General features: G+C 71.9%; 26 protein-coding genes and 1 pseudogene. 13 read left to right on the forward strand and 14 right to left on the reverse strand.

Going from position 1 to position 24,556, the window contains the following annotated elements; translation table 11 throughout:
* Positions 1-185: 185 nt before the first annotated feature.
* Both ACFQSB_RS28905 and ACFQSB_RS28910 read left to right on the forward strand, forming a co-directional pair.
* The gene (locus tag ACFQSB_RS28905; RefSeq protein ID WP_380830035.1) at positions 186-1,022 is read left to right on the forward strand and encodes a helix-turn-helix domain-containing protein; all 837 of its coding nucleotides are present in this window, start codon (positions 186-188) and stop codon (positions 1,020-1,022) included.
* Positions 1,006-1,305, forward strand: a pseudogene (locus ACFQSB_RS28910) (response regulator); the annotation flags it as partial. The gene ACFQSB_RS28905 and the pseudogene ACFQSB_RS28910, both read left to right, overlap by 17 nt.
* A 239-nt stretch (positions 1,306-1,544) precedes the next feature.
* Here ACFQSB_RS28910 and ACFQSB_RS28915 read toward each other — a convergent pair.
* Positions 1,545-1,985 carry a VOC family protein gene (locus ACFQSB_RS28915; protein ID WP_380830036.1) on the reverse strand — a complete coding sequence of 147 codons (441 nt, stop codon included), beginning with the start codon at positions 1,983-1,985 and terminating at the stop codon, positions 1,545-1,547.
* 61 nt (positions 1,986-2,046) lie between these two features.
* Here ACFQSB_RS28915 and ACFQSB_RS28920 point away from each other — a divergent pair, with 61 nt between their 5' ends.
* Positions 2,047-3,024, forward strand: coding sequence for a helix-turn-helix transcriptional regulator (locus ACFQSB_RS28920; protein WP_380830037.1), 978 nt, complete (start codon positions 2,047-2,049; stop codon positions 3,022-3,024).
* Between the two features lie 141 nt (positions 3,025-3,165).
* Here ACFQSB_RS28920 and ald read toward each other — a convergent pair whose 3' ends face one another.
* Both ald and ACFQSB_RS28930 read right to left on the reverse strand, forming a co-directional pair.
* Entirely contained in the window at positions 3,166-4,278 is a 1,113-nt protein-coding gene (gene ald / locus ACFQSB_RS28925) for an alanine dehydrogenase (RefSeq protein WP_380830038.1), read from the reverse strand.
* A 94-nt stretch (positions 4,279-4,372) separates the two neighbouring features.
* Positions 4,373-5,764, reverse strand: a complete 1,392-nt coding sequence (locus ACFQSB_RS28930) for an aspartate aminotransferase family protein (RefSeq protein ID WP_354836681.1) — start codon at positions 5,762-5,764, stop codon at positions 4,373-4,375.
* Between the two features lie 351 nt (positions 5,765-6,115).
* Here ACFQSB_RS28930 and ACFQSB_RS28935 point away from each other — a divergent pair, with 351 nt between their 5' ends.
* Positions 6,116-7,456: a M20/M25/M40 family metallo-hydrolase gene (locus tag ACFQSB_RS28935; protein WP_354916116.1), complete on the forward strand. Its 1,341-nt coding sequence runs from the start codon at positions 6,116-6,118 to the stop codon at positions 7,454-7,456.
* Positions 7,457-7,579: 123 nt separating this feature from the next.
* On the opposite strand, the gene ACFQSB_RS28940 is transcribed toward ACFQSB_RS28935, so the two are convergent.
* The 3 genes from ACFQSB_RS28940 to ACFQSB_RS28950 form a co-directional block, all read right to left on the reverse strand.
* Complete coding sequence (locus tag ACFQSB_RS28940) at positions 7,580-8,827, reverse strand: pectate lyase (protein WP_380830039.1); 1,248 nt, start codon at positions 8,825-8,827, stop codon at positions 7,580-7,582.
* Between the two features lie 89 nt (positions 8,828-8,916).
* Complete coding sequence (locus ACFQSB_RS28945; RefSeq protein ID WP_380830040.1) at positions 8,917-9,930, reverse strand: pectate lyase family protein; 1,014 nt, start codon at positions 9,928-9,930, stop codon at positions 8,917-8,919.
* A gap of 387 nt (positions 9,931-10,317) precedes the next feature.
* The gene (locus tag ACFQSB_RS28950; protein ID WP_354836689.1) at positions 10,318-10,767 is read right to left on the reverse strand and encodes a universal stress protein; all 450 of its coding nucleotides are present in this window, start codon (positions 10,765-10,767) and stop codon (positions 10,318-10,320) included.
* Between the two features lie 121 nt (positions 10,768-10,888).
* Between ACFQSB_RS28950 and ACFQSB_RS28955 the strand changes: the two genes are divergently transcribed.
* Together ACFQSB_RS28955 and ACFQSB_RS28960 are read left to right on the forward strand one after the other, a co-directional pair.
* Positions 10,889-11,545 (forward strand): PadR family transcriptional regulator, encoded by a 657-nt coding sequence (locus ACFQSB_RS28955; protein ID WP_380830041.1) that lies wholly within the window; start codon positions 10,889-10,891, stop codon positions 11,543-11,545.
* Between the two features lie 298 nt (positions 11,546-11,843).
* On the forward strand, positions 11,844-12,749 hold the full coding sequence (locus ACFQSB_RS28960; RefSeq protein ID WP_380830042.1) for an alpha/beta fold hydrolase: 906 nt from the start codon (positions 11,844-11,846) through the stop codon (positions 12,747-12,749).
* Positions 12,750-12,989: 240 nt separating this feature from the next.
* On the opposite strand, the gene ACFQSB_RS28965 is transcribed toward ACFQSB_RS28960, so the two are convergent.
* Positions 12,990-13,391 carry a YbaB/EbfC family nucleoid-associated protein gene (locus ACFQSB_RS28965; RefSeq protein WP_354836695.1) on the reverse strand — a complete coding sequence of 134 codons (402 nt, stop codon included), beginning with the start codon at positions 13,389-13,391 and terminating at the stop codon, positions 12,990-12,992.
* 28 nt (positions 13,392-13,419) lie between these two features.
* Entirely contained in the window at positions 13,420-13,794 is a 375-nt protein-coding gene (locus ACFQSB_RS28970) for a YbaB/EbfC family nucleoid-associated protein (protein WP_354836697.1), read from the reverse strand.
* A gap of 166 nt (positions 13,795-13,960) precedes the next feature.
* Between ACFQSB_RS28970 and ACFQSB_RS28975 the strand changes: the two genes are divergently transcribed.
* Genes ACFQSB_RS28975 through ACFQSB_RS28985 form a run of 3 tightly spaced genes read left to right on the forward strand, consistent with a single transcriptional unit; the run spans position 13,961 to position 15,672 of the window.
* Positions 13,961-14,290, forward strand: coding sequence for a hypothetical protein (locus ACFQSB_RS28975; RefSeq protein WP_380830044.1), 330 nt, complete (start codon positions 13,961-13,963; stop codon positions 14,288-14,290).
* A complete protein-coding gene (locus tag ACFQSB_RS28980) occupies positions 14,281-15,165 on the forward strand; it encodes a WXG100-like domain-containing protein (protein ID WP_380830045.1) in 885 nt (294 codons plus the stop codon). The genes ACFQSB_RS28975 and ACFQSB_RS28980 overlap by 10 nt, the downstream gene beginning before the upstream one ends.
* A 6-nt stretch (positions 15,166-15,171) precedes the next feature.
* A complete protein-coding gene (locus ACFQSB_RS28985) occupies positions 15,172-15,672 on the forward strand; it encodes a hypothetical protein (RefSeq protein WP_380830046.1) in 501 nt (166 codons plus the stop codon).
* A gap of 167 nt (positions 15,673-15,839) precedes the next feature.
* Here ACFQSB_RS28985 and ACFQSB_RS28990 read toward each other — a convergent pair whose 3' ends face one another.
* A complete protein-coding gene (locus tag ACFQSB_RS28990; protein WP_380830047.1) occupies positions 15,840-16,817 on the reverse strand; it encodes a threonine ammonia-lyase in 978 nt (325 codons plus the stop codon).
* Positions 16,818-16,892: 75 nt separating this feature from the next.
* Between ACFQSB_RS28990 and ACFQSB_RS28995 the strand changes: the two genes are divergently transcribed.
* Together ACFQSB_RS28995 and ACFQSB_RS29000 are read left to right on the forward strand one after the other, a co-directional pair.
* Positions 16,893-17,840, forward strand: a complete 948-nt coding sequence (locus ACFQSB_RS28995) for a LysR family transcriptional regulator (protein WP_380830048.1) — start codon at positions 16,893-16,895, stop codon at positions 17,838-17,840.
* Between the two features lie 73 nt (positions 17,841-17,913).
* Entirely contained in the window at positions 17,914-18,552 is a 639-nt protein-coding gene (locus tag ACFQSB_RS29000) for a LysE family translocator (protein ID WP_380830049.1), read from the forward strand.
* 163 nt (positions 18,553-18,715) lie between these two features.
* On the opposite strand, the gene ACFQSB_RS29005 is transcribed toward ACFQSB_RS29000, so the two are convergent.
* The 3 genes from ACFQSB_RS29005 to ACFQSB_RS29015 all read right to left on the reverse strand — a co-directional run bounded on the left by ACFQSB_RS29005 (position 18,716) and on the right by ACFQSB_RS29015 (position 22,984).
* Positions 18,716-21,241, reverse strand: a complete 2,526-nt coding sequence (locus ACFQSB_RS29005) for a M48 family metallopeptidase (protein ID WP_380830050.1) — start codon at positions 21,239-21,241, stop codon at positions 18,716-18,718.
* Positions 21,242-21,357: 116 nt separating this feature from the next.
* Positions 21,358-21,882: a hypothetical protein gene (locus tag ACFQSB_RS29010; RefSeq protein ID WP_380830051.1), complete on the reverse strand. Its 525-nt coding sequence runs from the start codon at positions 21,880-21,882 to the stop codon at positions 21,358-21,360.
* Positions 21,883-22,141: 259 nt separating this feature from the next.
* Positions 22,142-22,984: an SMP-30/gluconolactonase/LRE family protein gene (locus ACFQSB_RS29015; protein WP_380830052.1), complete on the reverse strand. Its 843-nt coding sequence runs from the start codon at positions 22,982-22,984 to the stop codon at positions 22,142-22,144.
* A gap of 21 nt (positions 22,985-23,005) precedes the next feature.
* Between ACFQSB_RS29015 and ACFQSB_RS29020 the strand changes: the two genes are divergently transcribed.
* Positions 23,006-23,218 carry a hypothetical protein gene (locus tag ACFQSB_RS29020; RefSeq protein WP_380830053.1) on the forward strand — a complete coding sequence of 71 codons (213 nt, stop codon included), beginning with the start codon at positions 23,006-23,008 and terminating at the stop codon, positions 23,216-23,218.
* Here the strand turns inward: ACFQSB_RS29020 and ACFQSB_RS29025 are convergent.
* Positions 23,205-23,525 (reverse strand): DMT family transporter, encoded by a 321-nt coding sequence (locus ACFQSB_RS29025; RefSeq protein WP_380830054.1) that lies wholly within the window; start codon positions 23,523-23,525, stop codon positions 23,205-23,207. The genes ACFQSB_RS29020 and ACFQSB_RS29025 overlap by 14 nt on opposite strands.
* Complete coding sequence (locus ACFQSB_RS29030) at positions 23,522-23,758, reverse strand: hypothetical protein (RefSeq protein ID WP_380830055.1); 237 nt, start codon at positions 23,756-23,758, stop codon at positions 23,522-23,524. Before ACFQSB_RS29030 ends, ACFQSB_RS29025 begins: the two co-directional genes overlap by 4 nt.
* A 148-nt stretch (positions 23,759-23,906) precedes the next feature.
* On the opposite strand from ACFQSB_RS29030, the gene ACFQSB_RS29035 reads away from it, so the two are divergent.
* Positions 23,907-24,515, forward strand: coding sequence for a TetR/AcrR family transcriptional regulator (locus ACFQSB_RS29035; RefSeq protein ID WP_380830056.1), 609 nt, complete (start codon positions 23,907-23,909; stop codon positions 24,513-24,515).
* Positions 24,516-24,556: the final 41 nt, after the last annotated feature.

Raw genomic sequence — 24,556 nt, forward strand, 5'->3', positions numbered from 1 at the left:
GGTCGATGATGTCGCCGGACACCGGTCGTGGTCTGCGCGCGAGCGCGCCCCGGCTCGCCGAGGTCTTGTCCTGTGCGGCGACGCCTTCAGTGTCGTGCGGTTCTCCGGACGGAGGGGATGCCCCCGTCTTCCAGGGTCCTGTCAGGGCCCCCTTAGCCGACCAGGCCCTGACCTACGATGCTGAGATGAGCGAGGACAACCGCGCCAACCTGCTCGGGAGCTACCTCCGTGCCCGCCGGGCGCTGGTCACTCCGGCGCAGGCCGGGCTTCCGGCGGGCGCCAATCGCCGCGTTCCCGGGCTCCGCCGTGAGGAGGTCGCCATGCTCGCGGGCATCAGCGGCGACTACTACCTGCGGCTGGAGCGCGGCCGTGACAACAACCCCTCGCCGCAGGTCCTCGAATCACTCGCGCGGGTCCTGCACCTTGACGAGCTCGAACAGGAGTACCTGCTCGGCCTGGCCGCCTCCCGTCCGAGGCCGCGGCGGCGCAGGAAGCCCGAACGGGTGCCCGCGCGGTTGCACCAGCTACTGGCGAGCGTGCAGGTGCCCGCGTTCGTGGAAGGGCGGGCGTTCGACGTGCTCGCGTCCAACCGGCTCGCGGTCGCGCTGTCTCCACGCCTCCAGCCCGGGTACAACCGTCTCCGGTCGCTGATACTCGACCCCGAGGAGCAGGCCTTCCAGCACGACTGGGCGCGCTCGGCGGAAGGGTTCGTCGCCGCCTTCAGGAAGTCCATCGGCGACGACATCGACGACCCGCGATTCGTGGAGCTGGTGGGAGAGCTCGCCCTGTCGAGCGAGCGGTTCCGGACTCTCTGGGCGCGCCACGACGTCCGCGGCCTCGACGGCGGCACCACCACCGTGAACCATCCCGTCGTCGGCGAGTTGCGCCTGCACCGTGACAAGCTTCCCGTCGACGACCTGATCCTGGTCCTCTACTACGCCGACCAGGGCAGCGAGAGCGACGAGAAGCTCCGCCTCCTCGCCTCCATGGCCCAGACGACACCGCTCCGCCGACGGGCATGAGGCTCTGCGGCTCGCCCGGCGGCTCCGCCCCGACGTGGTGCTCATGGACGTCCAGATGCCCGGAGGCGACGGCCTGACGGCGCTTCGGGACATCGCCACCGACCCCGCGCTGACCGCGACGCGCGTGGTCATGCTCACCACGTTCGAGATCGACGAGTACGTCTTCACCGCACTGCGCGAGGGGGCCAGCGGCTTCCTGGTCAGGGACGCCGAGCCGGGAGAGGTCCTGCGGGCGGTCCGCGTGGTGGTAGAGGGGGGCTCCCTGCTGTCGCCCTCGGTGACGGAAACTCGGAAACTCGGAAACGCTGTGTGCGCTTGGCGCCGTAGTGGGGCGCCGGATTCGCCGTACCACGACCCGCCGCCGCGGCGCCTTCAACTGGGCCTAGGCGGCGGGCGATAAGTGGTGGAGGCGGCTCGGAGGACCGGGGAGCGCGAGAACCGGGAGTCGGAGAACATTTATCGCTCGGACCAGTGATTACGCGCCTCAAGAGCCCGAGTACGGCTTGCGTGAAGAGCTGAAGCTCAAGCTGAGCCCAGGACCTTCAGGTAGTGGGGGTTGTACATCAGGCCCAGGACGTTGCCCCAGGGGTCGATCACCGAGGCGGTGATGAAGCCGGTGCCGCGGTCGCGCGGCGCATCGTGCTCCTTGGCTCCCATCGCCACCAGTCTCTCCAGGGCGGCCGGGACGTCGTCGACGTGCCAGAACACCACGGCGCCCGCCGCTCGTCCGATCGTGTCGGGGGCGGCGGTCCTGGCCAGCTCGGTGCCGGCGTAGGAACTGTGGATGACGCCGAACTCGTGCTCGTAGTCGCCGATGCGCCACTCCATGTACGCGGAGGTGTCCATGTAGGGCGCGATGCCGAACAGCTCGGTGTACCAGCGCTTGGTGGCTTCGAAGTCGGGCGAGTAGAACGTGACGGTGGTGAGTCCTCGCAGCATTTCGGCTTCCTCTCTCGCGGTCATGTGACCATCGTCCCCGCCAAAGTGCTCACCGATTGAGCACTTTTAGAGCCATGATGGGAACATGCGCGCTGACCGGCTGGTGGCTGCTCTTCTGCTTCTGCAGGCGCGCGGCAGGGTGACGGCCGCGGAGCTGGCCGAGCGGCTGGAGATCTCCGTGGCCACCGCCCGCCGCGACCTGGAGGCCCTGTCCGCCGCCGGGATCCCGGTCTACCCGCAGCCGGGACGCGGCGGAGGGTGGTCGCTGGTCGGTGGCGCCCGCACGGACCTGACCGGGCTGAACGCGGCCGAGTCCCAGGCCCTCTTCCTGCTCCTGGGCCCGGCGAGTTCGGCCGAGCCCGAGGTGACCTCCGCCCTGCGCAAGCTCATCCGCGCCCTGCCCGCCACGTTCCGCTCGGACGCCGAGGCCGCGTCCCGTGCGGTCGTGTCCGACGCGGCGGACTGGGGCGAGGCGGACCGTGAACCGCCCGCCGTCCTGCGACCGCTGCGGAACGCCGTCGTGCGCCGGCTCAAGGTACGGCTGGCGTACACCGGCAAGGCAGGACGCTCGACGGAGCGCCTGGTCGATCCCCTAGGTCTGGTCGACAAGGACGGGATCTGGTACCTCATCGCGGGCACCGAAGCCGGTCAGCGGACCTTCCGCCTGGACCGCATCGCGTCCGCGGACGTCACGGATCTGCCCGCGGAGCGGCCCGAGCACTTCGACCTCTCGGCGGAGTGGTCGCGCGTGGTGGCGGAGATGGAGCAGCGGCGATCCCTGGTGTCGGCCGTGGTGCTGGTGGACGCCCGGTTCCTTCCGGTGCTCCGCTCCCATTTCGGACGGCACTGCGAGGTCGTCGCCCAGGAGGATGAGCGGGCCGGCGGACGGGTCCGGGTCCGCGTGGCGGCGCACATGGCCCGTTCGATCGCCGAACAAGTGGCAGGCTGGGGCGCGATGCTCGAAGTGGTGGCGCCCCGATCGGTCCGCACCGAACTGGCCAGAATCGGCCAGGAACTCACCGACCAGTACGCTAACCCGTCGGACCCGCCCGGCACTCCGTGACACCACGAGAACGGCGCCACCCCCGCGGCCCCGCACAGATGGCAGTGCGGCTTGGACGATCGCCGGCGGCGGTGAAGCTCCGACGATCGCCGGCCCGGCCGCGAGGGCGTGGCGCCGGTTCGGCTGGTGACTCTGGTCCGGCTAGTTGAGGACGGCGGTCACCGGGTCGTGGGGGAGGTTGTGGGCCTCGGCGACGTGGGCGTAGGTGAGGCGGCCGGCGTGGGTGTTGAGGCCGAGGGCGAGGGCCGGGTCGGCGCGCAGGGCCTCGCGCCAGCCGAGGTCGGCCAGCTTGACCGCGTACGGCAGCGTCGCGTTGGTGAGCGCGTAGGTCGAGGTGTTGGCCACCGAGCCGGGCATGTTGGCCACGCAGTAGAAGACCGAGTTGTGCACCTTGTACGTGGGCTCGGCGTGCGTGGTGGGCCGGGAGTCCTCGAAGCAGCCGCCCTGGTCGATGGCGATGTCCACCAGCACCGACCCCGCCTTCATGCGCGAGACGAGCTCGTTGGAGACCAGGGTCGGGGCCTTGGCGCCGGGGATCAGCACGGCGCCGATGACCAGGTCGGCCTCGACCACGGCCTGCTCGATGGCGTACCGGGTGGAGACGATGGTCTTCAGGCGGCCCTGGTAGATGGCGTCGATCTGCCGGAGCCGGTCGACGTTGACGTCGAGGATGGTGACCTCGGCGCCCATGCCGACCGCGATCTGCGCGGCGTTGAGGCCGGAGACGCCGCCGCCGATGACGACGACCTTGGCGGGGGCGACGCCGGGGACTCCCCCGGGCAGCACGCCGCGGCCGCCGTTGAAGCGCATCAGGTTGTACGCGCCCACCTGCGGAGCGAGCCGCCCGGCGACCTCCGACATCGGGGCGAGCAGCGGCAGGGCGGCGCCCGCCTGCACGGTCTCGTAGGCGATGGCGGTGACCTTGCGTTCCAGCAGCGCGTCGGTGCACGCACGGGACGCGGCGAGGTGCAGGTAGGTGAACAGGACCTGCCCCTCGCGCATCCGGTGGTACTCCTCGGCGATGGGCTCCTTCACCTTGAGCACCATGTCGGTCTCGCCCCAGACCTCGTCCGCACTGTCGAGGATCTTGGCGCCCGCGAACAGGTACTCCTCGTCGGGGATCTGCGAGCCGAGGCCCGCGTCGCGCTGCACGTAGACGTCGTGGCCGTGGCGGACGAGCTCGTGCACGCCCGCCGGGGTGGCGGCGACCCGGTACTCGTGGTTCTTGACCTCGGCTGGCACGCCGATCTTCATTACGGAGTCCTTTCGGGAATGGCGAGACTGTGGGAGTGCCGGAACGAGGTACGGGCCTTGGCTTCCAGGCACGGGCAGGACGCCGGAACGGCCGCTACAGGCGGTTCCAGGCTTCGGTCAGCACCGAGCGGAGGATCGACTCGATCTCGTCGAACTCCTTCGGGCCGCAGATGAGCGGGGGCGCGAGCTGGACGACCGGGTCGCCGCGGTCGTCGGCGCGGCAGTAGAGGCCGGCGTCGTACAGGGCGTTGGACAGGAAGCCGCGCAGCAGCCGCTCGGACTCGGCCTCGTCGAAGGTCTGCTTGGTGTCCTTGTCCTTGACCAGTTCGATGCCGTAGAAGTAGCCCGAGCCGCGCACGTCGCCGACGATCGGCAGGTCGCGGAGCCGCTCGAGGGTGGCGCGGAAGACCGGCTCGTTGCGCTGCACGTGGCCGAGGATGTCCTCGCGCTCGAACAGGTCGAGGTTGGCCAGCGCGACCGCCGAGGAGACGGGGTGGCCGCCGAAGGTGTAGCCGTGGGCGAACATCGTGGCGCCCGACTTGAACGGCTCGAACAGCCGCTCGGAGGCGATCATCGCGCCGATCGGCGAGTATCCGCTGGTCAGACCCTTGGCACAGGTGATGATGTCGGGGACGTAGTCGAACTTCTGCCCGCCGAACATCGTGCCGAGCCGGCCGAAGGCGCAGATCACCTCGTCCGAGACCAGCAGCACGTCATACTGGTCGCAGATCTCGCGCAGACGCTGGAAGTATCCGGGCGGCGGCGGGAAGCAGCCGCCGGCGTTCTGCACGGGCTCGACGAAGACGGCCGCGACGGTGTCGGGGCCCTCCATCTCGATGGCCTTGCCGACCTGGTCGGCGGCCCAGCGGCCGAACTGCTCGGGGCTCATGCCCGGCATGCCGGTGATCTCGTCGGCGCGGTAGTGGTTGGTGTTGGGAACGCGCACCGAGCCCGGCACCAGCGGCTCGAAGAACTGCTTGAACGCCGGGATGCCGGTGATCGACAGCGCGCCCTGCGGGGTGCCGTGGTAGGCGATGGCCCGGCTGATGACCTTGTGCTTCAGCGGCTTGCCGACGAGCTTGAAGTACTGCTTGGCGAGCTTCCAGGCCGACTCGACGGCCTCGCCGCCGCCGGTGGTGAAGAACACCCGGTTGAGGTCGCCGGGGGTCAGGCCGGCCAGGCGCTGGGCCAGTTCGGCGGCCTTGGGGTGGGCGAACGACCACAGGGGGAAGAACGCGAGATCCTGCGCCTGCTTGGCCGCCGCCTCGGCCAGTTCGGCCCGCCCGTGCCCCATCTGCACGACGAACAGGCCGGACAGCCCGTCGAGGTAGCGCTTGCCGTTGAGGTCGTAGATGTAGGCACCGTCGCCCCGGACGATCGTCGGCACCTGCGCGGCGTCGTGGGCGCTGTGCCGGGTGAAGTGCAGCCACAGGTTGTCCTGCGCTGCCTTCAGGACGGCGGCCGTGTCGGTCTCAGGTCGCGTCATGGCTATCTTTCCTCGTGATCTCGACTGCCCTCAGTGTGCATGTTCCACACGGGTGATTACAACTGGTTGCGTGGCGACACTATGCAAGAACTTCGGAATCCGCGATATCGGTATGTAACAACGACGAAATCCGTGTGGGTGTGTCGAACGCGAATCCTCGGTGGGCACGCGGAACCGATGTAACGCGTCCCGCCGGGCGAGGCCGCCCGGCACACGGGGACATACCGCGGACCGGTCGCTTTCCCGATCTCCCCGAAGGGCCCCCGGACCTCGGACGAGGGCACGACGCGCGTTCTGACTGTGATGCAATGTGTCGAATCAGAACTCAGCCGATACGGGGAACAGACAGCCGTGACTCCTGATCAGATCGAGAACGCCGTAGCAGCCGAGATGCCGAGGGCGGTGGAGGAGCTCACCCGGCTCGCCGCCATCCCCTCGGTCGCCTTCCCCGGTCATCCCGAGGAGCCGGTGTACGCGGCGGCCGCGATGACCGAGGAACTGCTGCGCGGCACCGGGCTCGCGCAGGTCCGGCAGATCCCGGTCGACGGAAGCTTCCCCGCCGTCTACGGCGAGGCGCCCGCCCCGCCCGGCGCCCCGACCGTGCTGCTGTACGCGCACTACGACGTCCAGCCCGCCGGGGACCCCGCGCTGTGGCGCACGCCCCCGTTCGAGCCGACGTTCGTCGACGGCGCCCTGTACGGCCGCGGCGTCGCCGACGACAAGTCGGGCGTGCTGGCGCACGTCCTGGCCCTGCGGTCCTTCCAGGGCCGGTTCCCCGTGGGCATCAAGGTCATCATCGAGGGCCAGGAGGAGTACGCCGGCGAGCGCCTGGAGGAGTTCGTCGAGCGCAACCCCGAGCTGCTGCGCGCCGACGCCATCATCGTGGCCGACACCGGCAACCCCAGCGTGGGCGACGCGACCGTGACGACGTCGCTACGCGGGATGGCGGCCTTCACCGTCGAGGTGCGCACCCTGGCCGAGTCGGTGCACAGCGGCTCGTTCGGCGGCGCCGCCCCCGACGCGCTGGCGGCGCTGATCCGCATGCTGGCCTCGTTGCACGACGAGAACGGCGACGTCCGGGTGCCCGGGCTGCCGCGCGGGGTCTTCCTCGGCGCCGGCCCCGCCGAGGAGGAGTTCCGGGCGACCGCCGGCGTGCTGGACGGGGTGTCCCTGGTCGGCTCCGGCTCGCTGGCCGACCGCCTCTGGGCCTCGTACGCGATCACGGTCACCGGGCTGGACGTGCCGTCGGTGCAGGGGGCGATCAACGCGGTCCAGCCGGTGGCGCGGGCCCGCGTCACCGTCCGCGTCCCCCCGTCCGGCGACCCCAAGACCGCCGCCAACGACGTGGCCGAGCACCTGCGTCACGCCGCGCCCTGGGGGGTGGAGGCGTCGGTGACCGACCTGGTCCTCGGCTCGGGGTTCCAGGCCGACGGCGGCGGCCGGGCCAGGGCCGCGCTCGACCGGGCGATGGAGCGCGCCTTCGGCCGGGCGCCGCGCGACATCGGCTCGGGCGGCTCGATCCCGCTGGTGGCCACGCTGCTCAAGCAGTACCCGGCGGCCGAGATCCTGCTGTTCGGCGCCGAGGACGACGGCGCCGCCATCCACGCGCCGAACGAGCGCCTGGTCATCGAGGAGCTGCGCCGCGCCGCCACCGCCGAGGCCCTGTTCCTGGCCGACTACGGCGCGATCTGAGCCGTTCGAGCCTTCGAGCCGTCCGGCCTTCGAACCCTTGGGGCACGCGGGGCCAGGCATTCACGGTGAACGGCGGAGCCCCCGTGCCGGCGCGGCACGGGGGCTCCTGCCCTTTACAGGGCATCACTTGTAGGTGATGTCCGAAGGCGAGTAGATGCAGTTCACGCCGTCGGCGCCGCTGCCGATCTTCGTCGGCTCGCTGCCCTTGGGCACGCCCTTGTACTTGTCGCAGATGCTGGTGCTGCTCGCGCTGCCGTAGACGGTGATGTTGCTGAACCGCGCGGTGTCGCCCCAGTTGGTGTTGATCCCGGCCAGCACCTTGGTGCTCTGGGCGACGATGCCGTTCATCACCACGTGGCGCTGGTAGGAGCTGGAGCAGTTGCCGCACGCCCGGTACAGCTTGCCGGAGCTGCCGACGAAGAAGTTGCTGATGTGGACGGTGCCCGGGCCGTTGTGCTGGAACACCTTGTCCGAGGCCGACTTGGCGCCGCCGCCGGTGACGTAGTAGTCGTTGCCGCCGAGGAAGGTCGCGGCGTCCTCGCCCACGTCCTCCCACCAGACGTTCTGGATCGTGCAGTTGCCGTTGCAGTGGATGCCGTCACCGGCCGGCGCGCCGATGATGACGTTCTTGATCGTCGAGCCGGCCGCCAGCTCGAACACCGGGTCCTGGCTCTCGCTCTGGCCGCCGTCACCGATGCCGTAGTAGCGCTTCATCCCGCCGTCGAAGGTGCCCGACACCTGGATGGTGGCGTCGACCTTCACCGAGCCGCTCGGCGAGGGGAAGGTCGGGATGGTGCCGCCGCCACTCGGCGGGGGCGTCGGCGTGGGCGTCGGCGTGGGGGTCCGGGTGGGCGTGGCCGTCGGAGTCGGGGTCGACCCGGCCGGCGCCAGCCTCCACTGCTTGCTGGTCACCGAGTCGCAGGAGTTCTGCTGGATGAGCGCGCCCGGACTGGTCGAGCTGTCCTTGACGTTCAGGCACTTGCCGCCGTTGGCGTTGACCACGCGGTAGTCGGACCCGGACTCGGTGAGCTGCCAGGACTGCGAGGAGGCTCCCGAGCAGCTCTCCAGTTGCACGGCCTTGCCCGCGGAGGTGCTCGCGTCCTTGACGCCCGCGCACTTGCCGGTGCCGCCGGCCTTGAGCGTGACGCCGCCGCTCGCCGAGGCGAGCGTCCAGATCTGGTTGCCGCCGCCGCTACAGGACGACTGGACCAGCTGGGTGCCGTCGGAGCCGCCCGGCGCGTCCAGGCACAGCCCGCTCCCGGCGTTGACCAGGGTGTAGGAGCCGGACGTCGGCGCCGCGGCGGCCGCCATGCCCGCGCCGGTGACGCCCGCCACCAGCGCGACGCCGGCCGCGACGGTCAGGACGAGCATTCTGCCCGTCCTCCTCGTCCTCATGATGAGGCTCACGTTTGTTCTCTCCTTGTTTCTGTGACCGCTGGGTCCGGTTCGCACGAACGGCGTCAGACGCTGATCTTGCCGGCGCCGGCGCTCGCGGTGACGATCGACTTGACGTTCGACGCGGTGTCGAGCGAGTAGGAGTAGGGGATGGAGGCGACGCTGCCGCCGGCGTCCCCCGCGCCCGAGTTCACGAAGTAGTTGTTGCGGGCCACGAGGCTGCCCGGACCGGAGTCCGCCTCGCCGCGGTGGAACGGGTCCGGGGTGTTCTCGAAGTAGTTGCCCTCGACCAGGACGCCCGCGCCCTCGGTGGACGCGACGCCGTAGCCGCCTCCGGATCCGACGCTGCGGTAGTAGTTGTTGTAGACGTGCACCGGGTTGCCGAAGCGCACGCGCGGGTGACGCTGGTTGGTGCCGTCGAAGAAGTTGTGGTGGTAGGTCACGCGCAGGTGGCCGACGTCCTCGGAGGCGTTGTCGTCGCTGTGGCCGAGGAGCATGGTCTTGTCGTGGTTGAAGAAGCGGTTCCAGGAGACGGTGACGTAGTCGCTGGAGCGCTTGATGTCGATGGCGCCGTCGTGGCCGTGGCTGAGGGTGTTGTGGTCCAGCCAGACCCGGGTCGAGTACTGCACGTTGATGCCGTCGTCGTTCCAGTCACGGAAGGTCAGGTTCCGGATGATCACGTTGGACGCCTTGGTCACGTTGAGGCCGCAGCCGACCAGCGTGGCTCCCGCGTTGCCCAGGACGGTCTTGTTGGAGGCGACCTTGAGCATGCCCGAGCAGGAGATCGTCCCGGAGACGCGGATCACCGCGGCGCTGGACGACGACAGCGCCGAGGTCAGCGCCGAGGCGCTGGAGACGTTGGTGGGTGAGAGGTTCCCGCCGCCGGTGGTGCCGCCGCCCTGGGTGGCCCAGCCGACCAGGTCGGTCGGGGCGGCCATCGCGGCCTGGAGCGCGGCGCCCGACGCCGGCGCCGCGGAGGCGGGCACTCCGGCGACGATGCAGCCGGCCAGCACCACACCTGAGGCCGCCGCCAGGGCGAGCACGGCGCCCGCCCGCCTTCTGTTCACGATCACGCCCACGATCACTCCTCGGGGTTCGTAGGGCTCGCCACACTGTTCACATATGTGTATGGCGTACATGTAAGCGAACGAGTTGAAGGTAAAAATCGCCCTCATGGCTGTCAACCCGCCTGGTGAGGACGCGGAAAGTCTTTCCCGTGGCGAAATGCCGGCCACGGCCTCCTAGCTGGGCGGTCGCCGATTCCTCATCTTGGGATCTGTTTCACATGTGTGAACGGCTTGAAACGTTCAGCGAACGGCTCGCCAAGGATCACGGGCGCGGGTCAGAGACGCGGGTCAGAGACGCGGGTCAGAGACGCGGGCAGCGGCCCGGGCCGAAGGCGCGAGTACGGCCGCGGGTCGAGGCGCGCGTCGGGGCGCGGACCGGGGCACGGGCCGGGGCGCGGGTCAGGGGACGACGGTGACCGGCCAGCGGCCGGCGCGGACCAGGCGGACGGCCACCGAGCCCATCAGCCGGTGGCCGGCCTGGGCCGAGGAGCCGACGACCACGGCGTCCGCCCTGACCTCGTTCGCGACGCGGATCAGGACCGAGGCGGCGTCGCCGCGCTCGATGCGGAAGGTGTGGCGCACCCACGGCTGGATCGACTCGGCCACCTTGGCGAGCCGGTCGCGCAGTTCGGCGCCCGCCTCCTCCTGCGCCTGGATGGCGCTGACGGAGGCGTCGGGGATGAGCGCGGTGATCGGGCTGGTGACCACGACGTAGACGAAGATCAGCTCAGAGCCCTGGCGGCGGGCGAGCCCCCAAGCGTAGGCGGTGCCGCGCATGGAGGTCTCGGAGCCGTCGACCCCGACGACGATCACCTGCGGACCGTCGGTGCCGATCTCGAAACCGCTCATGCCGCGAGCTTACGACCCGTCCCGGACACGGCCGCAGGCGGAAGGGGTCTTGTCACCGGCATAGCCGTCACCGTATGCTCGTGAACGAGTAATCGTAGCCGAATAGAGGAGGGGTCGCGCGGTGGCGAAGCGGCGCAAGGTCGGCAATCTCTTGGCCCTCGCCATCCTGGGCACCGTCGTGCAGCGGCCGATGCACCCCTACGAGATGGCCTCGATGCTCCGGGCGCGGGGCAAGGACCACGACATGCGGGTCAAATGGGGCTCGCTCTACACGGTGGTGCGCAATCTCGAACGCCACGGCTTCCTGGAGGCGGTCGAGAGCACCCGGCAGGGCGGCCGCCCCGAGCGCACCGTCTACCGCATCACCGACGCCGGGCAGGAGGAGATGCGCGACTGGACCCGCGAGCTGCTGTCCGATCCCGAGCCGGAGTGGTCGAGCTTCCAGGCCGGGCTCTCGGTGATGGGGAGCCTGCCGCCCGACGAGGTGGCCGGGCTGCTGCGGCGGCGCCTGCGCCTGCTCGCGGAGGAGACCGCCACCCGGCGCGAGGCCCTGGACCACGACCGCCAGGACGTCCCCCGGCTGTTCCTCATCGAGGACGAGTACGAGCTGGCCGTCCGCGAGGCCGAGGCGGCCTGGGTGAGCGCGCTGCTGGAGGAGCTGACCGCCGGCTCCTTCCCTGGCCAGGCCGGGTGGCGGGACTATCACCGGACGGGCCGCATACCGCCCGACCTGGCCGACATCGCCGAAAGGGGCAGCACGGCGGACCCGGACCGATGACGCACGACCAGAAGACGCACGACCAAACGACGCAGGACTGAATGACGCAGGACTGAATGACGCACGACCGAATGACGCACGACCGAATGACGCACGACTGACGACCATGACGCCCGGCGGGGTGCGGGAACACCCCGCCGGGCTCGACCTCGAACCGAGACCCGTGGCGACGGAACCCGGCCGCAAGGTGGCAACCGCAAGAATAGCTGGGCTCCCCCGCATGGGCCGGTTCGCACGCATGCCGACCGACACGCGCCGGACCGGATCCTCCGGTCCCGCGCCGACCATGGGAGAGATCATGTCCGACGCGACGACCAACCCGACAACGACCAGCCCGACGACGACCACCGTGACCACCGGCTCGGTGACCTCGGCGGACGGCACCACCATCGGCTACCGGCGGCTCGGCCGCGGTCCCGGCCTGGTGCTCCTCCACGGCGCCATGGAGTCCTCCGCCAGCCACATCGAGCTGGCTCAGGCGCTCGCCTCCGACTTCACCTGCTACCTGCCCGACCGTCGCGGGCGGGGGCTGAGCGGCCCGCACCGCGAGGGGCACGGCCTGCGCACCGAGGTGGCGGACGTCGCCGCCTTGCTGGAGGAGACCGGCGCCCGGCTGCTGTTCGGCGTCAGCTCAGGCAGCGTCGTCTCCCTGCGCACGGCGCTGTCGGTTCCGGCGGTGACCAGGGTCGTCGTCTTCGACCCGCCGCTGCCGATCGACGGCTCGCCGTCCCTGGCCTGGCTGGCGCGGCACGAACGGGAGATGGCCGAGGGCAGGACGGCGGCGGCGCTGGTCACCGGCATGAAGGGCACGCAGATGGGGCCCAAGGTGTTCGACTACGTCCCCCGTCGGCTGCTGGAGGCGCTCACCACCAAGCTGATGGCGCGCGAGGACGGCGTTGCCGGGCCGGACGACGTGCCGTTCCGCGCGCTCGCGCCGACGCTGCGCCATGACGTCCGGCTGGTCGCCGAGCAGAGCCGCGAGCTGGAGGACCTCAGGGCCACGCGCGCCGAGATCCTGCTGCTCGTCGGCGGCAGGAGCCCGGCGTACATGCGGGTGGCCGCCGATGCCCTGGCGAAGGTGCTGCCGCACGCCGAGCGGGCCGAGCTGCCCGGGCTCGGCCACAGCGCGTCGGGCAACGCGGCCCAGCGCGGCGCCCCGGAGCGGGTCGCGCCGGTGCTGCGCCGCTTCTTCACCCGCGCCTGACCATCGGCCGGGCGCCCCCGGGCCGGACCGCGGCCGGGCCCTTCGACCCGGTCGCGGCAGGTCGTCCCCGGTCCCGGCAGGTCGTCCCCGGGTCCCGGCCGGTCGTCCCGGGCCTTGTCCGGTCGTCCGGGTCCCGGCCGGTCGTCCCGGGCCTTGTCCGGTCGTCCGGGTCCCGGCCGGTCGTCCCGAGTCCTGGCCGGTCGTGCCGGGTCCCGGCCGGTCGTGCCGGATTCCGGCCGGTCAGGGGCGGTCGAAGTAGTCCAGGATGCGGGCGTACTGCTCCTCGATGGCCTCGACGTCGGACGCGCCGGCCGGGAGCACCTCTCCGAGCGCCTCGTTGAGAAGTTCCCGGCCCTTGCGCTCGGCGTCGTCCTGCGCACGGTGGACGGCGGCCAGCAGTTCCTCCGCCAGCGACCCGCTGTCCAGGCGCATGGCCCGCCGGGTGATCGCGATGTCCCGCACCAGCCCGTCGGAGCCCGTGACCACCTTGATCTGGCCGTCCGCGGCCTCGCCCTCCCCAGTGATCGCCTCCAGTTCGTGCTGCCCCTCCTCGACCCACGCGAGGATGCGGGCGGCACGCTCGGCGTCCTTCTCCAGCTCGCCGTCCCGCCAGTTGGCGGGGTCGGCGTCCAGCCTGTCCATCGATCACTCCTTGCCGGCGCCCCCGCCGTCACTCGATCTCGCGGGCGACCTGTTCGACCCGGCGCCGCACGAACCGCTCGTCGAGCGGCTCGGGGAACCCCTCGGCGGATTCGCGGGCGCGCTCGATGATCTCCTCCGAGGCGCGCACGGCCGACCGCTGCGCGTCCTGGACGGCCCTGAGCGCCTGTCTGCCCAGCTCGTCGGGGTCCAGGCGCATGACGCGCGGGTCGAACCGGACGTCGGTGAGCCGTCCCCTGCCGTCGGACACGACGCGCACCAGGCCGCCCGCGCCCTCCCCCTCGCCGGTGACCCGCCCGATCGCGGCCTGCGCCTGACGCAAGCCGCGCATCACCTCCTCGGTCTGGCGGACGATCCGCTCCAGATGCTCGAGGTCATCGGACACCACGCGCTCCCTCACCCGGCGCCGGAACGCGGGGACGGCGCCATTGGTGAGGATGGTACCGGCGAGAAGGGCGGTGATCGGCACCAATGACCGCTGTAAACGCCAGATGTCGGGATTCACAATGGAATGTGGCGCAATTGTGGCCGATCATGGCTAGCCTGCGACCATGGAACGGGGATTCGACATGGCCCACGGGGCTCTTTCGGCGTCCGGCTCCCACCTCCGGGCGCACGGGGAAGAGTACGCGTCGGCGGTGCGGGGACTGCTGGAGAACGACCCCCGGTCATGGGGGGACGACGGGCTGCTGAGCCCGCTCATCTCGGCCTACGCCGAGTGCAAGAACACCGCGCTCGCCACCTACACGCACATGGGCCAGGTGATCACCGCCACCGGGGACGGGCTCTCCACCGCGAGCGGGCGGGTCTCGTACGCGGAGGACGACCTGGTCGGCGGCATGGCCGGACTGGACGGGGACCTGGGCGTCACATGGACGTGATGCTTCCGCCCTGGGCCTCCGGCATGCTCAACATGGCCGGAGTCCCCTGGCCCAACATCAGCGAGAGCAAGATCCGTCACGAGGCGGACTCCTGGCGCCGGCTCACCGGCCAGTCGGCGGCCTCCTCCGAGGGCGCCGACCAGGTGGTCCGCACGACCGGGGCCGACTACAAGGGCGCGTCCGCGACCGCCCTGGCCGGCCACTGGGAGAAGACCGGTGGCACCGGCCACCTCGGGCTGGCGACGCGGGCGAGCTCCTACGCGCCCGTCCTGCTCGACGGCACGGCCACCGTCGTCACCGGCACGAAGATCGCGGTGATCTCGCAGGCCGCCGCCGCCACGGTCAAGCTCGCGACCAGCATGCTCGCCGGCGGCCCGCTCGCTCTCGGCACCGCCACGGCCACCGTGCTCGCCGCGCGGGCCGCCATGGGCAGGATCCTGCGCGAGGCCGGCGAGGGCGGCGCCCGGGTGCTCGCCCCCGGCCTCGCCCGCAAGGTCACCGAGCCCCTGGAACGCATCCTGCGCAACGCCCGCGGCCCGTTCGGCGGTCCCCCGCTCGCCATGGCCGGCGGACCACGGCACATCCCCGGAGGCGTCCCCCGTTTCCGGCCGCCTAAAGTGGACGGGCCCGGCAAGCCGTCCATCATGCAGATGTCCGCCCGCCGGCGGCAGAACTCCGCCAACAAGACCAACTCGGGGGTCCGCAAGGCGGGAAGCAGAGGGGACGCGGAGTCACAGGCCAGGACGGCGGCCGCCGACGGAGGCAGCAGAGCGGTGTTCCGCGGCCCGTGCAAGTCCGACGACCACTTCCACGTGGACTACCTCAACAACCGTGGTGAGATCATGCACACCAGGCACTTCCCGTTCCAGGAGTAGACGATCGTGAATGAGTCCCAGACCGACAACCAGGCACCCGGGAACGGCGACCTGCTGACCGGCGCCCGCGATCTGGGCAGGGCCGTCGAGGAGCACGCCCGGATCCTCGCCGAGTCCCCCGAGGACTACCCGCGGGTGGTGCAGGCGGTCAACCGCCTGCGCGCCTCCGCCGTCGCCTACGCCGCGCTGTGCGCCGACCAGGCCGGATGGGGCAACCCGTTCAGCGACCTGGACGAGGAGCCGGACTCCGCCGAGGAGCAGGAGGAGGCCGCCGCGGACGGGCAGGCCCCGGTGGTGACCCTGGAGGCCCGCTACCGGATCCGGGTGAACGACCTGGCGGCGGCCACCCGTCTGGTGGGCGAGGAGGCGTCGGAGGACCTGCTGGGCGCCCCGTCCGACGTGGTCTCGCGGCTGTACGTGCGGGACGGGTGGGACCCGTCCCTGTACGGGGATGTCTTCGAGGTGCTCGACGACTCCTGGACCTGCGGCCCCGACCCCGCCCCCTAGATCGACGCCATGACCCAGGACACCTGGCCGTCGTTGAACAGCCGCCGGAGTCCTGTTCGTCGGCGACCAGCCACCGGAGTCCTGGCCGTCGGCGACCAGCCACCGGAGTCCTGGCCGTCGGCGAACGACCACCGGAGTCCTGGCGTCGCTGAACAGCCGCTGGGGTCCTAGTCGTCGGCGAGCAGGCGCCGGAGTTCGGCGGGGCTCGCGTTGGCGCCCGTGCAGACGACGGCGACCTTGCGCCCGGTGAACCGTTCCCCGACGGCGAGCAGCCCGGCCAGGGCGGCGGCGCCGGCCAGTTCGGCCAGGGTGTGGGCCTTGGTGAGCAGCAGGCGCTGTGCGGCGCGCAGGTCATCGTCGTGGACGAGCAGGAAGTCGTCCAGCCCGCGCATCAGCTGTTGCGGCAGGGCGAAGGACGAGCCGGTCGCCAGGCCTTCCGCCACCGTCTGGACCGGCCGCCCGGCGGGCTCGCCGGAGCGCCAGGCGTCGTGGGCGGCGGGCGCCAGCGACGACTGCACGGCGATCACGCGGCAGCGCGGGGCGACCGCGCGGGCGACCAGGCAGGCCGCGGCGGCGCCGGTGCCCGAGCCCACCGGGACGAAGACGGCGTCGAGGTCCGGCTGCCGGGTGAACATCTCCAGGTAGAGCGTCCCGACGCCCGCGATCAGGTCCGGGTCGCCGGCCGGGCTGATCAGCCGGTCGCCGCGCTCCTCGGCGAGCGCCCGCGCGTAGGCGCCGGTCTCGACCATCGTGGCGCCGCGGATCTCGACCGCCGCGCCGAGGGCCTCCACCGCCGCCACCTTGGCCGGGTTCGGGTTCTCCGGCATGACGACGGTGCAGGGAACCCCGGAGATCCGGGCCGCGTACGCGATCGACTGGGCGTGGTTGCCGGTGGAGTAGGTGAGCACCCCGGCCTTCTCGGCGCCGGCCGGCAGGTGGGCGAGCAGGTTGAGTCCGCCGCGGACCTTGAACGCGCCCGTCGGCTGGGCGTTCTCGTGCTTGACGTGGATCTCGGCGCCCACGTGCGCGTCGAGCACGGGGTAGGACCACATCGGCGTCGGCGGCAGGTGCGGTGCGATGACGCGGGCGGCGCGCAGGACGTCGGTGAACGACGGCGGCGCCGGAGGACAGGACACGATCGGCATGGGCACCACCCTGTCCCGCGCGCTTTCATAGGTCCAATGCCAATACGCGGCACGATCCATAGATATGGTTGATGGATGCTCGACATGCTGCGGCTCCGCGTCCTGGACGCCGTCGCCCGGCACGGCTCGGTGACGGCCGCCGCCCGCGAGCTGCACTACTCCCAGCCGTCGGTCAGCCACCACCTGGCCCGGCTGGAGGCAGAGACGGGGGCTCGGCTGGTCCAGCGGGTGGGCCGGGGCATCAGGCTGACCGAGGCGGGGCTGATCCTCGCCGACCGCGCCGCCGAGATCATCGGACGGCTCGACTCCGCCTCGGCGGAGCTGGCGGCGCACGTCGGCCTGCGCGCGGGCCGCGTGCGCCTGGCCGCGTTCCCCTCCGCGCTCGGGACGTTCGTGCCCGCCGCGGCCGTACGCCTGTCCCGGGAGCATCCCGGGCTGGACCTGCGCCTGGTCGAGGCCGAGCCGCCGCAGGCCCTGGCCATGCTGCGCGCCGGCCAGGTCGACGTGGCCGTCACCTTCCGGTACGCCACCGCCCCCGTGCCCGCCGCCGCCGAGGAGGACGGCGTCCGCGTGAGGGCGCTGTTCGACGACCCGGGCTTCCTGGTCACCCCGCCCGAATCGTCCGGAGCCTTCGATGCTCGCGCGACCTCCCGGACGTCCGCGGCGTCCGAGCCATCCGGGACCGACGCGAACCGCTCGCCGGCCGCGTACGCGGGCGCCAAGTGGATCAGCGGCTGCGACCGGTGCCGCGGCCATCTGCTCGAGCTGTGCGCCGCGGCCGGCTTCGCGCCCTCGATCGCCTTCACGACCGACGACTACGTGGCCGTTCAGGCGATGGTCGCGGCCGGGCTCGGGGTGACCGTGCTGCCCGGCCTGGCGCTGGCCGCCCACCGCCACCCGGACGTGCGGACGAGCGCCATCCCCGGCTCGACCAGGCACGTCTTCGCCGCCACCTACGGTGAGCCGCCGGAGCCCCCGGCCACCGCGGCCCTCCTGGCCGCCCTCGCCGACGCCGTTCCCTGAGGCGGCCGGTGGAGCGGCCGGTGGGGCGGAAATCGATGGACCTGGGGGCGGGATGATTCCTACCATCGGCGACATGCCATCCATGACCGCGCTCGCCGTCTTCACCGCGGCGACGCTCGCCCTGTTGCTCGTCCCGGGACCCGCCGTCGTCTACATCGTCACCCGCAGCGTGGCGCAGGGAAGGGCCGCCGGGCTGGTGTCGGTCGCCGGCATCCACGCGGGCTCGGTCGTCCACGTGGTGGCCGCCGCGCTCGGCGTCAGCGCGCTGCTCGCCGCCTCGGCCACCGCGTTCACCGCGGTGAAGTACGCCGGCGCCGCGTACCTGCTCTACCTCGGTCTGCGCAAACTGTTCGCCCGGACCGGCGCGCTCGCCAAGGAGGCCGAGCCGGTCTCGCGCTCGCGCATGTTCGGCGAGGGCTTCGTGGTCAACGTGCTCAACCCCAAGACGGCGCTGTTCTTCCTGGCCTTCCTGCCGCAGTTCGTGGACCCGGGACGCGGTCCGGTCGCGCCGCAGATCGTCCTGCTCGGGCTGATCTGGATCGCCCTGGGCATGGCCAGCGACGGCACCTACGCGCTGCTGTCGGCCGCCCTCGCCGGCCGGCTGCGCCGCTCGTCCATCGCCGCCCGCCGCCTGGACGTGGCCAGCGGTCTGGTCTACATCGGCCTCGGCGCACTGGCGGCCTTCTCCGGCGACACCGGCCGCAAGGTCTGACCTCCGAGGTCAGCCGGTGTGCAGGGCGCAGCCGCCTTCGCCGAGCCGCCTCGGCCGTCCCCGTCCCTGGTCGTAGGTGTCCCGGCCGCCGTTCGGGGCCCTCGTCGCCCCGGGTCCGGCGATGGTTCTCGGCCCCTCATCGGCGTGTTCGGCATTCGTTCCGTCAGGCGGCGCCCGTGGGGCGGCGGGAGCCGATGGTCAGGTCGCAGTACCAGCTCACCGCCTGGTTCATGTCGTTGACCTCCCGCTCCTCGGCGGCCCTCATGTGCGCGGCCAACTCCCGGCCGAGGGCGGCCAGCGGTCCGTTGTCGCTCCCCACCGCGGCGGCCACCGCCTGCGCCGACCTGATGCCCCCCGCCTGGGTGACGTCCCCCAACGTGTAATCGTTGAACAGCCGCTGGATCGTCGTACAGGCCACCGCCCCGGTCCAGGAGTTCGGCGCGGGCATCGGCTGCCGCCGGATCGCCTCTGCATTGGCCGGACCGAGCGCCGTGTAGGGCACGAACACCGGATGGGCGATGACATAGACGAACAGCGCGAACACGGCGGCGAAGGGCAGCATGGCCGCGACGCCGCGCACGGGCCGCGCCCGCGGCGGCGGCGATGGCGTCCGCAGGGGCCTGCGCCGTGCGGCCTCGACCGCCGCGCGGATGCCGCTGCCGGCCGCCGCGGCGGCGACCCCGGCGACGCACACCGCGGAGAACCACATGCCGACCAGCGCCCCGCTGGCGCTGATCGTGGACGCGGGCATCTTCTGCAGGCACACCAACGCCCCGGGCCATCCGCCGCACTCGGCCAGCCACACGGCCGCGAACGACATCAACAGCACGTAGGGCCCGGTGATCAGCGAGGCCAGGCCGGTGCTCATCACCACCGGCGAAGTGCGCCGCCGGCCGCCCACCGTCAGGCCCACCACCAACCCGACCAGGGTGGACATCATCGCTCCGATGACCAGCGGAGGCAGAAACCCGCCGAAGTTCACCCCTTGGGCGCCGGCGGCGGCCCGGTCGGCCAGGCGGACCTGCTCCAGGAAGGCCAGCGGCACCACCGTGGAGGCCACGGCCACGGCGAGTACCGTGGCGAGGGCGACGGGCACCGGCACCAGCGAGGCGGCGAGCGGGACGCCGTCAGGGCGCCGGCGGAGCCGTGTATAGGTCCACGCCAGCGCGGGATACAGCAGCGCGACCGCGACCGCGACGAGCATCGGCTGGTTGAGCGCGATGCTGAACACCGTGAGGCTGATCATGTCGGCGGGAGCGCGCGTCTCCATCATGAGCGCCTGCATCTGGAACCAGATGGCGAGCCAGCCTCCGAGCACGACCGCGGCGACGACGACCCCCGCGACATAGGCCCGCCGGGGCCGGCGCACCACCGGCAGCCACCCTCCGGCGCACACCGCGACCCAGCGCAACATGAGGTAGCTCAGCGCGAAGAGCACGGCTACCAGGCCCACGGCGGCGACCGGCGCACCGGTCACCAGGTAGGTCAGGCCGTTGATCGGGAACAGCGGCGGCGTGACGAGCTGTCCGGCCAGGATGCCGGCGGCGAGCGCGGCGGCTCCGGCGGCGATCCCGCCCGGCGGCCGGCCGGCGGCCAGGCGGTGATGGGTCTGCCGCCAGATCGCGCCGCCCAGCGACCCGGCCAGCAACGCGCTGAAGATGAGCCCCACCGCGACGCCGGTCCACATGACGCTGGTCCAGAACATCCGCGCGATCATCAGCAGCGGGGTGAACGCCAGCCCGACGAACGCACCGACGACGAAGCCGTCGCTCGGGTACAGGCGGAACAGCGGTGCGGCGTCGTCCAGGACGGCCAGCCGGGCGCGGGCGGCCGGGTGGTAGGAGAAGGCCCTCAGCATGCGCGCTGGGCGGCTGTCACGTTCCATCGCCGCGCGTCCGCGCAGGATCTCCCGCAGAGGCGCGCCGGCGCCGGCCTCGGCGGCCCGCAGATCGGCGTAGAACTCCCGCGAGCGCAGCACCGCGGCGCGCGCGAACCAGAGCAGCGCCACCAGCAGCGCGACCCGCCACGACATGGCGGCGACCGACGCCGGGTACCACAGGCCGGCGGCGAGGAAGGGTGCCACGACCACCAGCAGGAACGCCCACCACACGGACATGGCCAGGTAGGTGAGGTCGATGTCACGGTTGCGGACGTGCATCAACTCGTGCGCCAGGACCGCGCGCAGCGGCCCGGAGTCGTCCGCGGCCTGCGCCAGCAGCCCGAGGTCGAGCACCACGCGGTAGCGCGGGTAGTGACCGAAGGCCCGGCCGCCGGTCGTCGGCCGGTTCAGGGCGATCCTGATGTCCACGGGCCGGCCGGCACGCGCCACCATGCCGTCGATGATCGCGACGACGTGCTCCGGCAGGTCCGCGGCCCGCGAGGACAGCGGCACGGTGCGCAGCCTCCGCCCGATCAGCAGAGGATAGAGCCGGTAGATGAGGAAGGTCACCATCGCCAGCGCGGGGACCGAGACCAGAGCGATCGTGGCGAAGCGCATGGAGGCGAGCCGCTCGCACTGGTAGTACGCCAGCCCGAGACCCGTCCTGGCCGCCTGAAAATCGGTGCCGAGGGTCTTCGCGCAGTGGCTTCTGTCCACCAGGGGATTGCCGGGGGTGGACGCCTGAATATCGCTGAGGAATACATAGTCGAGGAACAGGGCGCCCGCGGCGGCGACCACGAGCAGAATCACGAACCGCGATGTCGTCGCCGAAGGCAGCGTCAGTGGATCGAGGCGAACGTCATGACGTGCGGAGGCCGGCGGCGGAGGCGCCGGCTCACCGCCGGCCGGGGATTTCGGGGCCGTCGTCATGCCGTCGTGAGTTCCGCTGCGATAAGCGTTGAAATGCGGTGCGCCTGCTCCTCGGGTATTCCCGCCTCGCGGGCCAGGCCGAGAACGCGCTGCCCCACCTGGGCGGCCTGCACCGCGCCGAGCGGCGGCAGTTTCGTGTCCAGCCCTCGCGGCGCCGGCCGGGAGGCAAGCGCCCGCCTCTCGCGCCGGGCGCGCCATCGCCTGACCAGCGCCCCTGACCGCTCGGTGACCTGGTCGGTGAGGATCTCGCAGGCCACGCCGTTGAGCACGCTGAGCAGGAAGCCCACCACGAGGCCCATGCTCTCGGCGCCGAATCCGGTGGGACGGCCCGTTCTGCCGTCCCCGAGGGCGGCGAGCATGGCGCGCCTGGACGTGGCGCCGCCGGCGAATATCTCGCTCGCCGTCGAATCCAGGAAGGAAATCTGCCGTGGCGCGACTTTCTCCAGGACGGAACGGGCGACGCTGTCGATGGTCGGTGGATCATCCGCCATTGATGTCCCTTCCAGTACGTTGCGGCACATCGTCGGACGCGAGAACGGAAATGCGCGCCGACACAATGACGCCGTGGTTCGGCAGCGCGTTTACCGAAACACGCGCCGGCCGCCCGCGCGCATAGCCGCGCGATTCCGCACCACCCGACCCGCGATTCGTCCGCATTTGTTCGACCGATCTGCTCTGTCGGCTGACGAGCAGGCGGAAGGGAAGCCGGGCGGCGTCTCCCTGGGCGAGCCGCGCGTCCGTTGAGGGAGAACTCCCGTACGACGGTGATGAAGCCGGAGGTCAGGGCCGGTCGGCGGCGGGGGTGGTCACCTGGGTTGACAGGACGCGGCCGGTGCCGGGGGCGACCAGGTCTGGCATGCCTCGCCATTCGGCCGCGACGATGAAGAGCGTCGAGCGGTCTGGGCCGCCGAGTTCGCAGGCGAAGGCGCCGCGGTCGAGCTCGATGGTCTCGGCGACCTGCCCGCCCTCGCGCACGCGTACGCACCGCCGGTGAGGCACGTCCGCGTACCAGACGGCGTCCTCCGCGTCGGCGCAGATGCCGTCGGGGGCGGCGTCGCCGAGGTCCGCCCACACCCTGGCGCCCGACAGGCCGCCGTCCGGCTCGATGTCGTACCCCATCAGCTTGTGGCCGTAGGAATCGGCGACGATCAGGGTGGAGCCGTCCCCGGTCACGGTCATGCCGTTGGGGAAGGCGATGCCGTCGGCCACCTGACGCGCCGAGCCGTCGGGGGCGACGTGCACGACGTTCCCGGGGGCGAACGCCGCTCCGGCGAGCATGTCGAAGCCGACGCGGTTGAGGTAGATGTTGCCCCGGCCGTCGATGACGATGTCGTTCCAGCCGCGCGCGAGGCCGGACAGGTCGGCATGGGTCACGAGCGAGCCGTCTTGCTCCAGGCGCAGCAACAGCCCCCGCGCGGCGTCGACGATCAGCATGCGCCCGTCGGGATCGAAGGCCGTGCACAAGGGAAGCGAGTCGACGCGCGCGACCACCTCGTGCGCGCCGTCCATGCCGAGCGCGATCACCTCGCGCGCCGTCCAGTCGGAGAAGTACAGGCGGCCGTCGTGCCAGCGTGGCGACTCGACCAGCCCGAGGCCGGTGACCCAGGTGCGCGGTTCTGACATGAAGACTCCCTCAACGTCGGTGTGGGCGAGCTGGGCGAGATGCCCGCGGACGGCGACGTACGAGGGCGTGCGCCGGTCCTCCTCGGGCTGGTCTCGGTACACAGACGAACGGGGAACCCCCGGATCGACATCGCCGTACCGACGATGCACCGCCGCACCGACAGATCACCGGAGATCACCGCGATCACCTGGATCGACTGGATCACCCAGATCACCGAGGCTAGCCCGCGGTGACCAGGCGCGCGAGGATGACGCCCGCGACGATGAGGGCGAGCGCCGCCAGCCGCCCGGGGGTGAGCGGGTCGTGGTCGACGATCACACCGAGCGCGATGGCGCCGACGGCGCCGATGCCGACGAACACGGCGTAGGCGGTTCCGGCCGGGATGGTGCGCATCGCGAGGGTGAGGGGGTAGACGGCCGCGACCGCCAGCGCCAGGCACAGCACCGTGGGGAGCACACGGGTGAAGTTCCCGGTCGGCTTGATGCTCCGCGACCAGGCGACCTCCAGCAGGCCGGCCGTCACCAGCCAGACCCAGCTCATCGGGACGCCGCCTCCGCCTCGCCGGGCGCCTCGCCGGGCGCCTCGCCGGGCGCCTCGCCGGGCGCCTCGCCGGGCGCCTCGCCGGGCGCTTCCCGGCCGCGGGCGGGAGTCGTACGCGGGCGTTCGCGGGGGTGTGGCGGCATGCCCGGCTGCTCGATGGCGTCGCAGCCGTGTGGCGGCAGCCGCACTCCTGCCTTGCGAGCGCCGACGGCGGTCGATGCGAGGCCGGTCATCGTCTTCCTCTCCGGAAAAGTGGACACCTTGTCCGATTGTCACCACGGTACCGGACAACCGGACATGCCGTCCACTTGCGGAGGCGGCGCGGGCGGGTTTGCTAACGTTGCCGGCGGAGAGCGCCGCTTCGAGGAAGGGACCGGCCGGGTGAGCACCGCTGACCTTCCCGTGCTGGGTCAGTCCGGCACGTTCGCCGAACGCGCGGATGCGGCCCGCAACCGCCGGCGCATCCTGGCCGCCGCCGCGGAGCTGTTCGCCGCCCCGCCGGCCGGCGGGGTCACCATGGAGGCGGTCGCCCGCGCGGCGGGGGTGGGCCGCGCCACGCTCTACCGCCGCTACCCCGATGTGGCCTCCCTCGCCCTGGCGCTGCTCGACGAGCACGAGCGCCGGCTGCAGGAGCACATCCTGCGCGGCGATCCGCCGCTGGGCCCCGGCGCCCCACCGGCCGAACGGCTGGTCGCCTTCTACGCGGCGATGGTGGGCCTGCTGGAAGAGCACGCTCCGCTGGTGCTCGGCGCCGAAGTGGGACGGTCGCGCTTCGCGCCGGGCTCCTACCGCTTCTGGAGCAGTCACGTGCGGGTGCTGCTCGTCGCGGCCCACACCGAGGACCCCGAGCCGCTGGTCGACGTCCTGCTCGCGCCGCTCGCCCCGGAGGTCTACCTGCACCAGCGGTACGAGCACGGCTACCCGGCCGAGCGGATCATCGCCGCGCTGACCCGGCTGGCCGAAGGCGTCCTCGGCCCGGCCGCGCACTGACGGGCGGGTCCCCACCAGCACATGGCGGGTGGTCCCCACGC

The organism is Sphaerisporangium rhizosphaerae (assembly GCF_042665155.1).
GTDB classification, from domain to species: Bacteria; Actinomycetota; Actinomycetes; order Streptosporangiales; family Streptosporangiaceae; genus Sphaerisporangium; species Sphaerisporangium rhizosphaerae.

Bases quoted from the DNA above. Each gene is read 5' to 3' on its own strand.
- ACFQSB_RS28995 (WP_380830048.1), top strand. From the start codon at position 16,893: ATGCTCGACATGCTGCGGCTCCGCGTCCTGGACGCCGTCGCCCGGCAC.
- ACFQSB_RS28950 (WP_354836689.1), bottom strand. From the start codon at position 10,767: ATGAGCGGTTTCGAGATCGGCACCGACGGTCCGCAGGTGATCGTCGTC.
- ACFQSB_RS28915 (WP_380830036.1), bottom strand. From the start codon at position 1,985: ATGACCGCGAGAGAGGAAGCCGAAATGCTGCGAGGACTCACCACCGTC.
- ACFQSB_RS28975 (WP_380830044.1), top strand. From the start codon at position 13,961: ATGGAACGGGGATTCGACATGGCCCACGGGGCTCTTTCGGCGTCCGGC.
- ACFQSB_RS29015 (WP_380830052.1), bottom strand. From the start codon at position 22,984: ATGTCAGAACCGCGCACCTGGGTCACCGGCCTCGGGCTGGTCGAGTCG.
- ACFQSB_RS29025 (WP_380830054.1), bottom strand. From the start codon at position 23,525: ATGAGCTGGGTCTGGCTGGTGACGGCCGGCCTGCTGGAGGTCGCCTGG.
- ACFQSB_RS28965 (WP_354836695.1), bottom strand. From the start codon at position 13,391: ATGGACAGGCTGGACGCCGACCCCGCCAACTGGCGGGACGGCGAGCTG.
- ald (WP_380830038.1), bottom strand. From the start codon at position 4,278: ATGAAGATCGGCGTGCCAGCCGAGGTCAAGAACCACGAGTACCGGGTC.
- ACFQSB_RS28980 (WP_380830045.1), top strand. From the start codon at position 14,281: ATGGACGTGATGCTTCCGCCCTGGGCCTCCGGCATGCTCAACATGGCC.
- ACFQSB_RS29000 (WP_380830049.1), top strand. From the start codon at position 17,914: ATGCCATCCATGACCGCGCTCGCCGTCTTCACCGCGGCGACGCTCGCC.
- ACFQSB_RS28930 (WP_354836681.1), bottom strand. From the start codon at position 5,764: ATGACGCGACCTGAGACCGACACGGCCGCCGTCCTGAAGGCAGCGCAG.
- ACFQSB_RS29010 (WP_380830051.1), bottom strand. From the start codon at position 21,882: ATGTGCCGCAACGTACTGGAAGGGACATCAATGGCGGATGATCCACCG.
- ACFQSB_RS28960 (WP_380830042.1), top strand. From the start codon at position 11,844: ATGTCCGACGCGACGACCAACCCGACAACGACCAGCCCGACGACGACC.
- ACFQSB_RS28905 (WP_380830035.1), top strand. From the start codon at position 186: ATGAGCGAGGACAACCGCGCCAACCTGCTCGGGAGCTACCTCCGTGCC.
- ACFQSB_RS28990 (WP_380830047.1), bottom strand. From the start codon at position 16,817: ATGCCGATCGTGTCCTGTCCTCCGGCGCCGCCGTCGTTCACCGACGTC.
- ACFQSB_RS29030 (WP_380830055.1), bottom strand. From the start codon at position 23,758: ATGACCGGCCTCGCATCGACCGCCGTCGGCGCTCGCAAGGCAGGAGTG.
- ACFQSB_RS28940 (WP_380830039.1), bottom strand. From the start codon at position 8,827: ATGCTCGTCCTGACCGTCGCGGCCGGCGTCGCGCTGGTGGCGGGCGTC.
- ACFQSB_RS28920 (WP_380830037.1), top strand. From the start codon at position 2,047: ATGCGCGCTGACCGGCTGGTGGCTGCTCTTCTGCTTCTGCAGGCGCGC.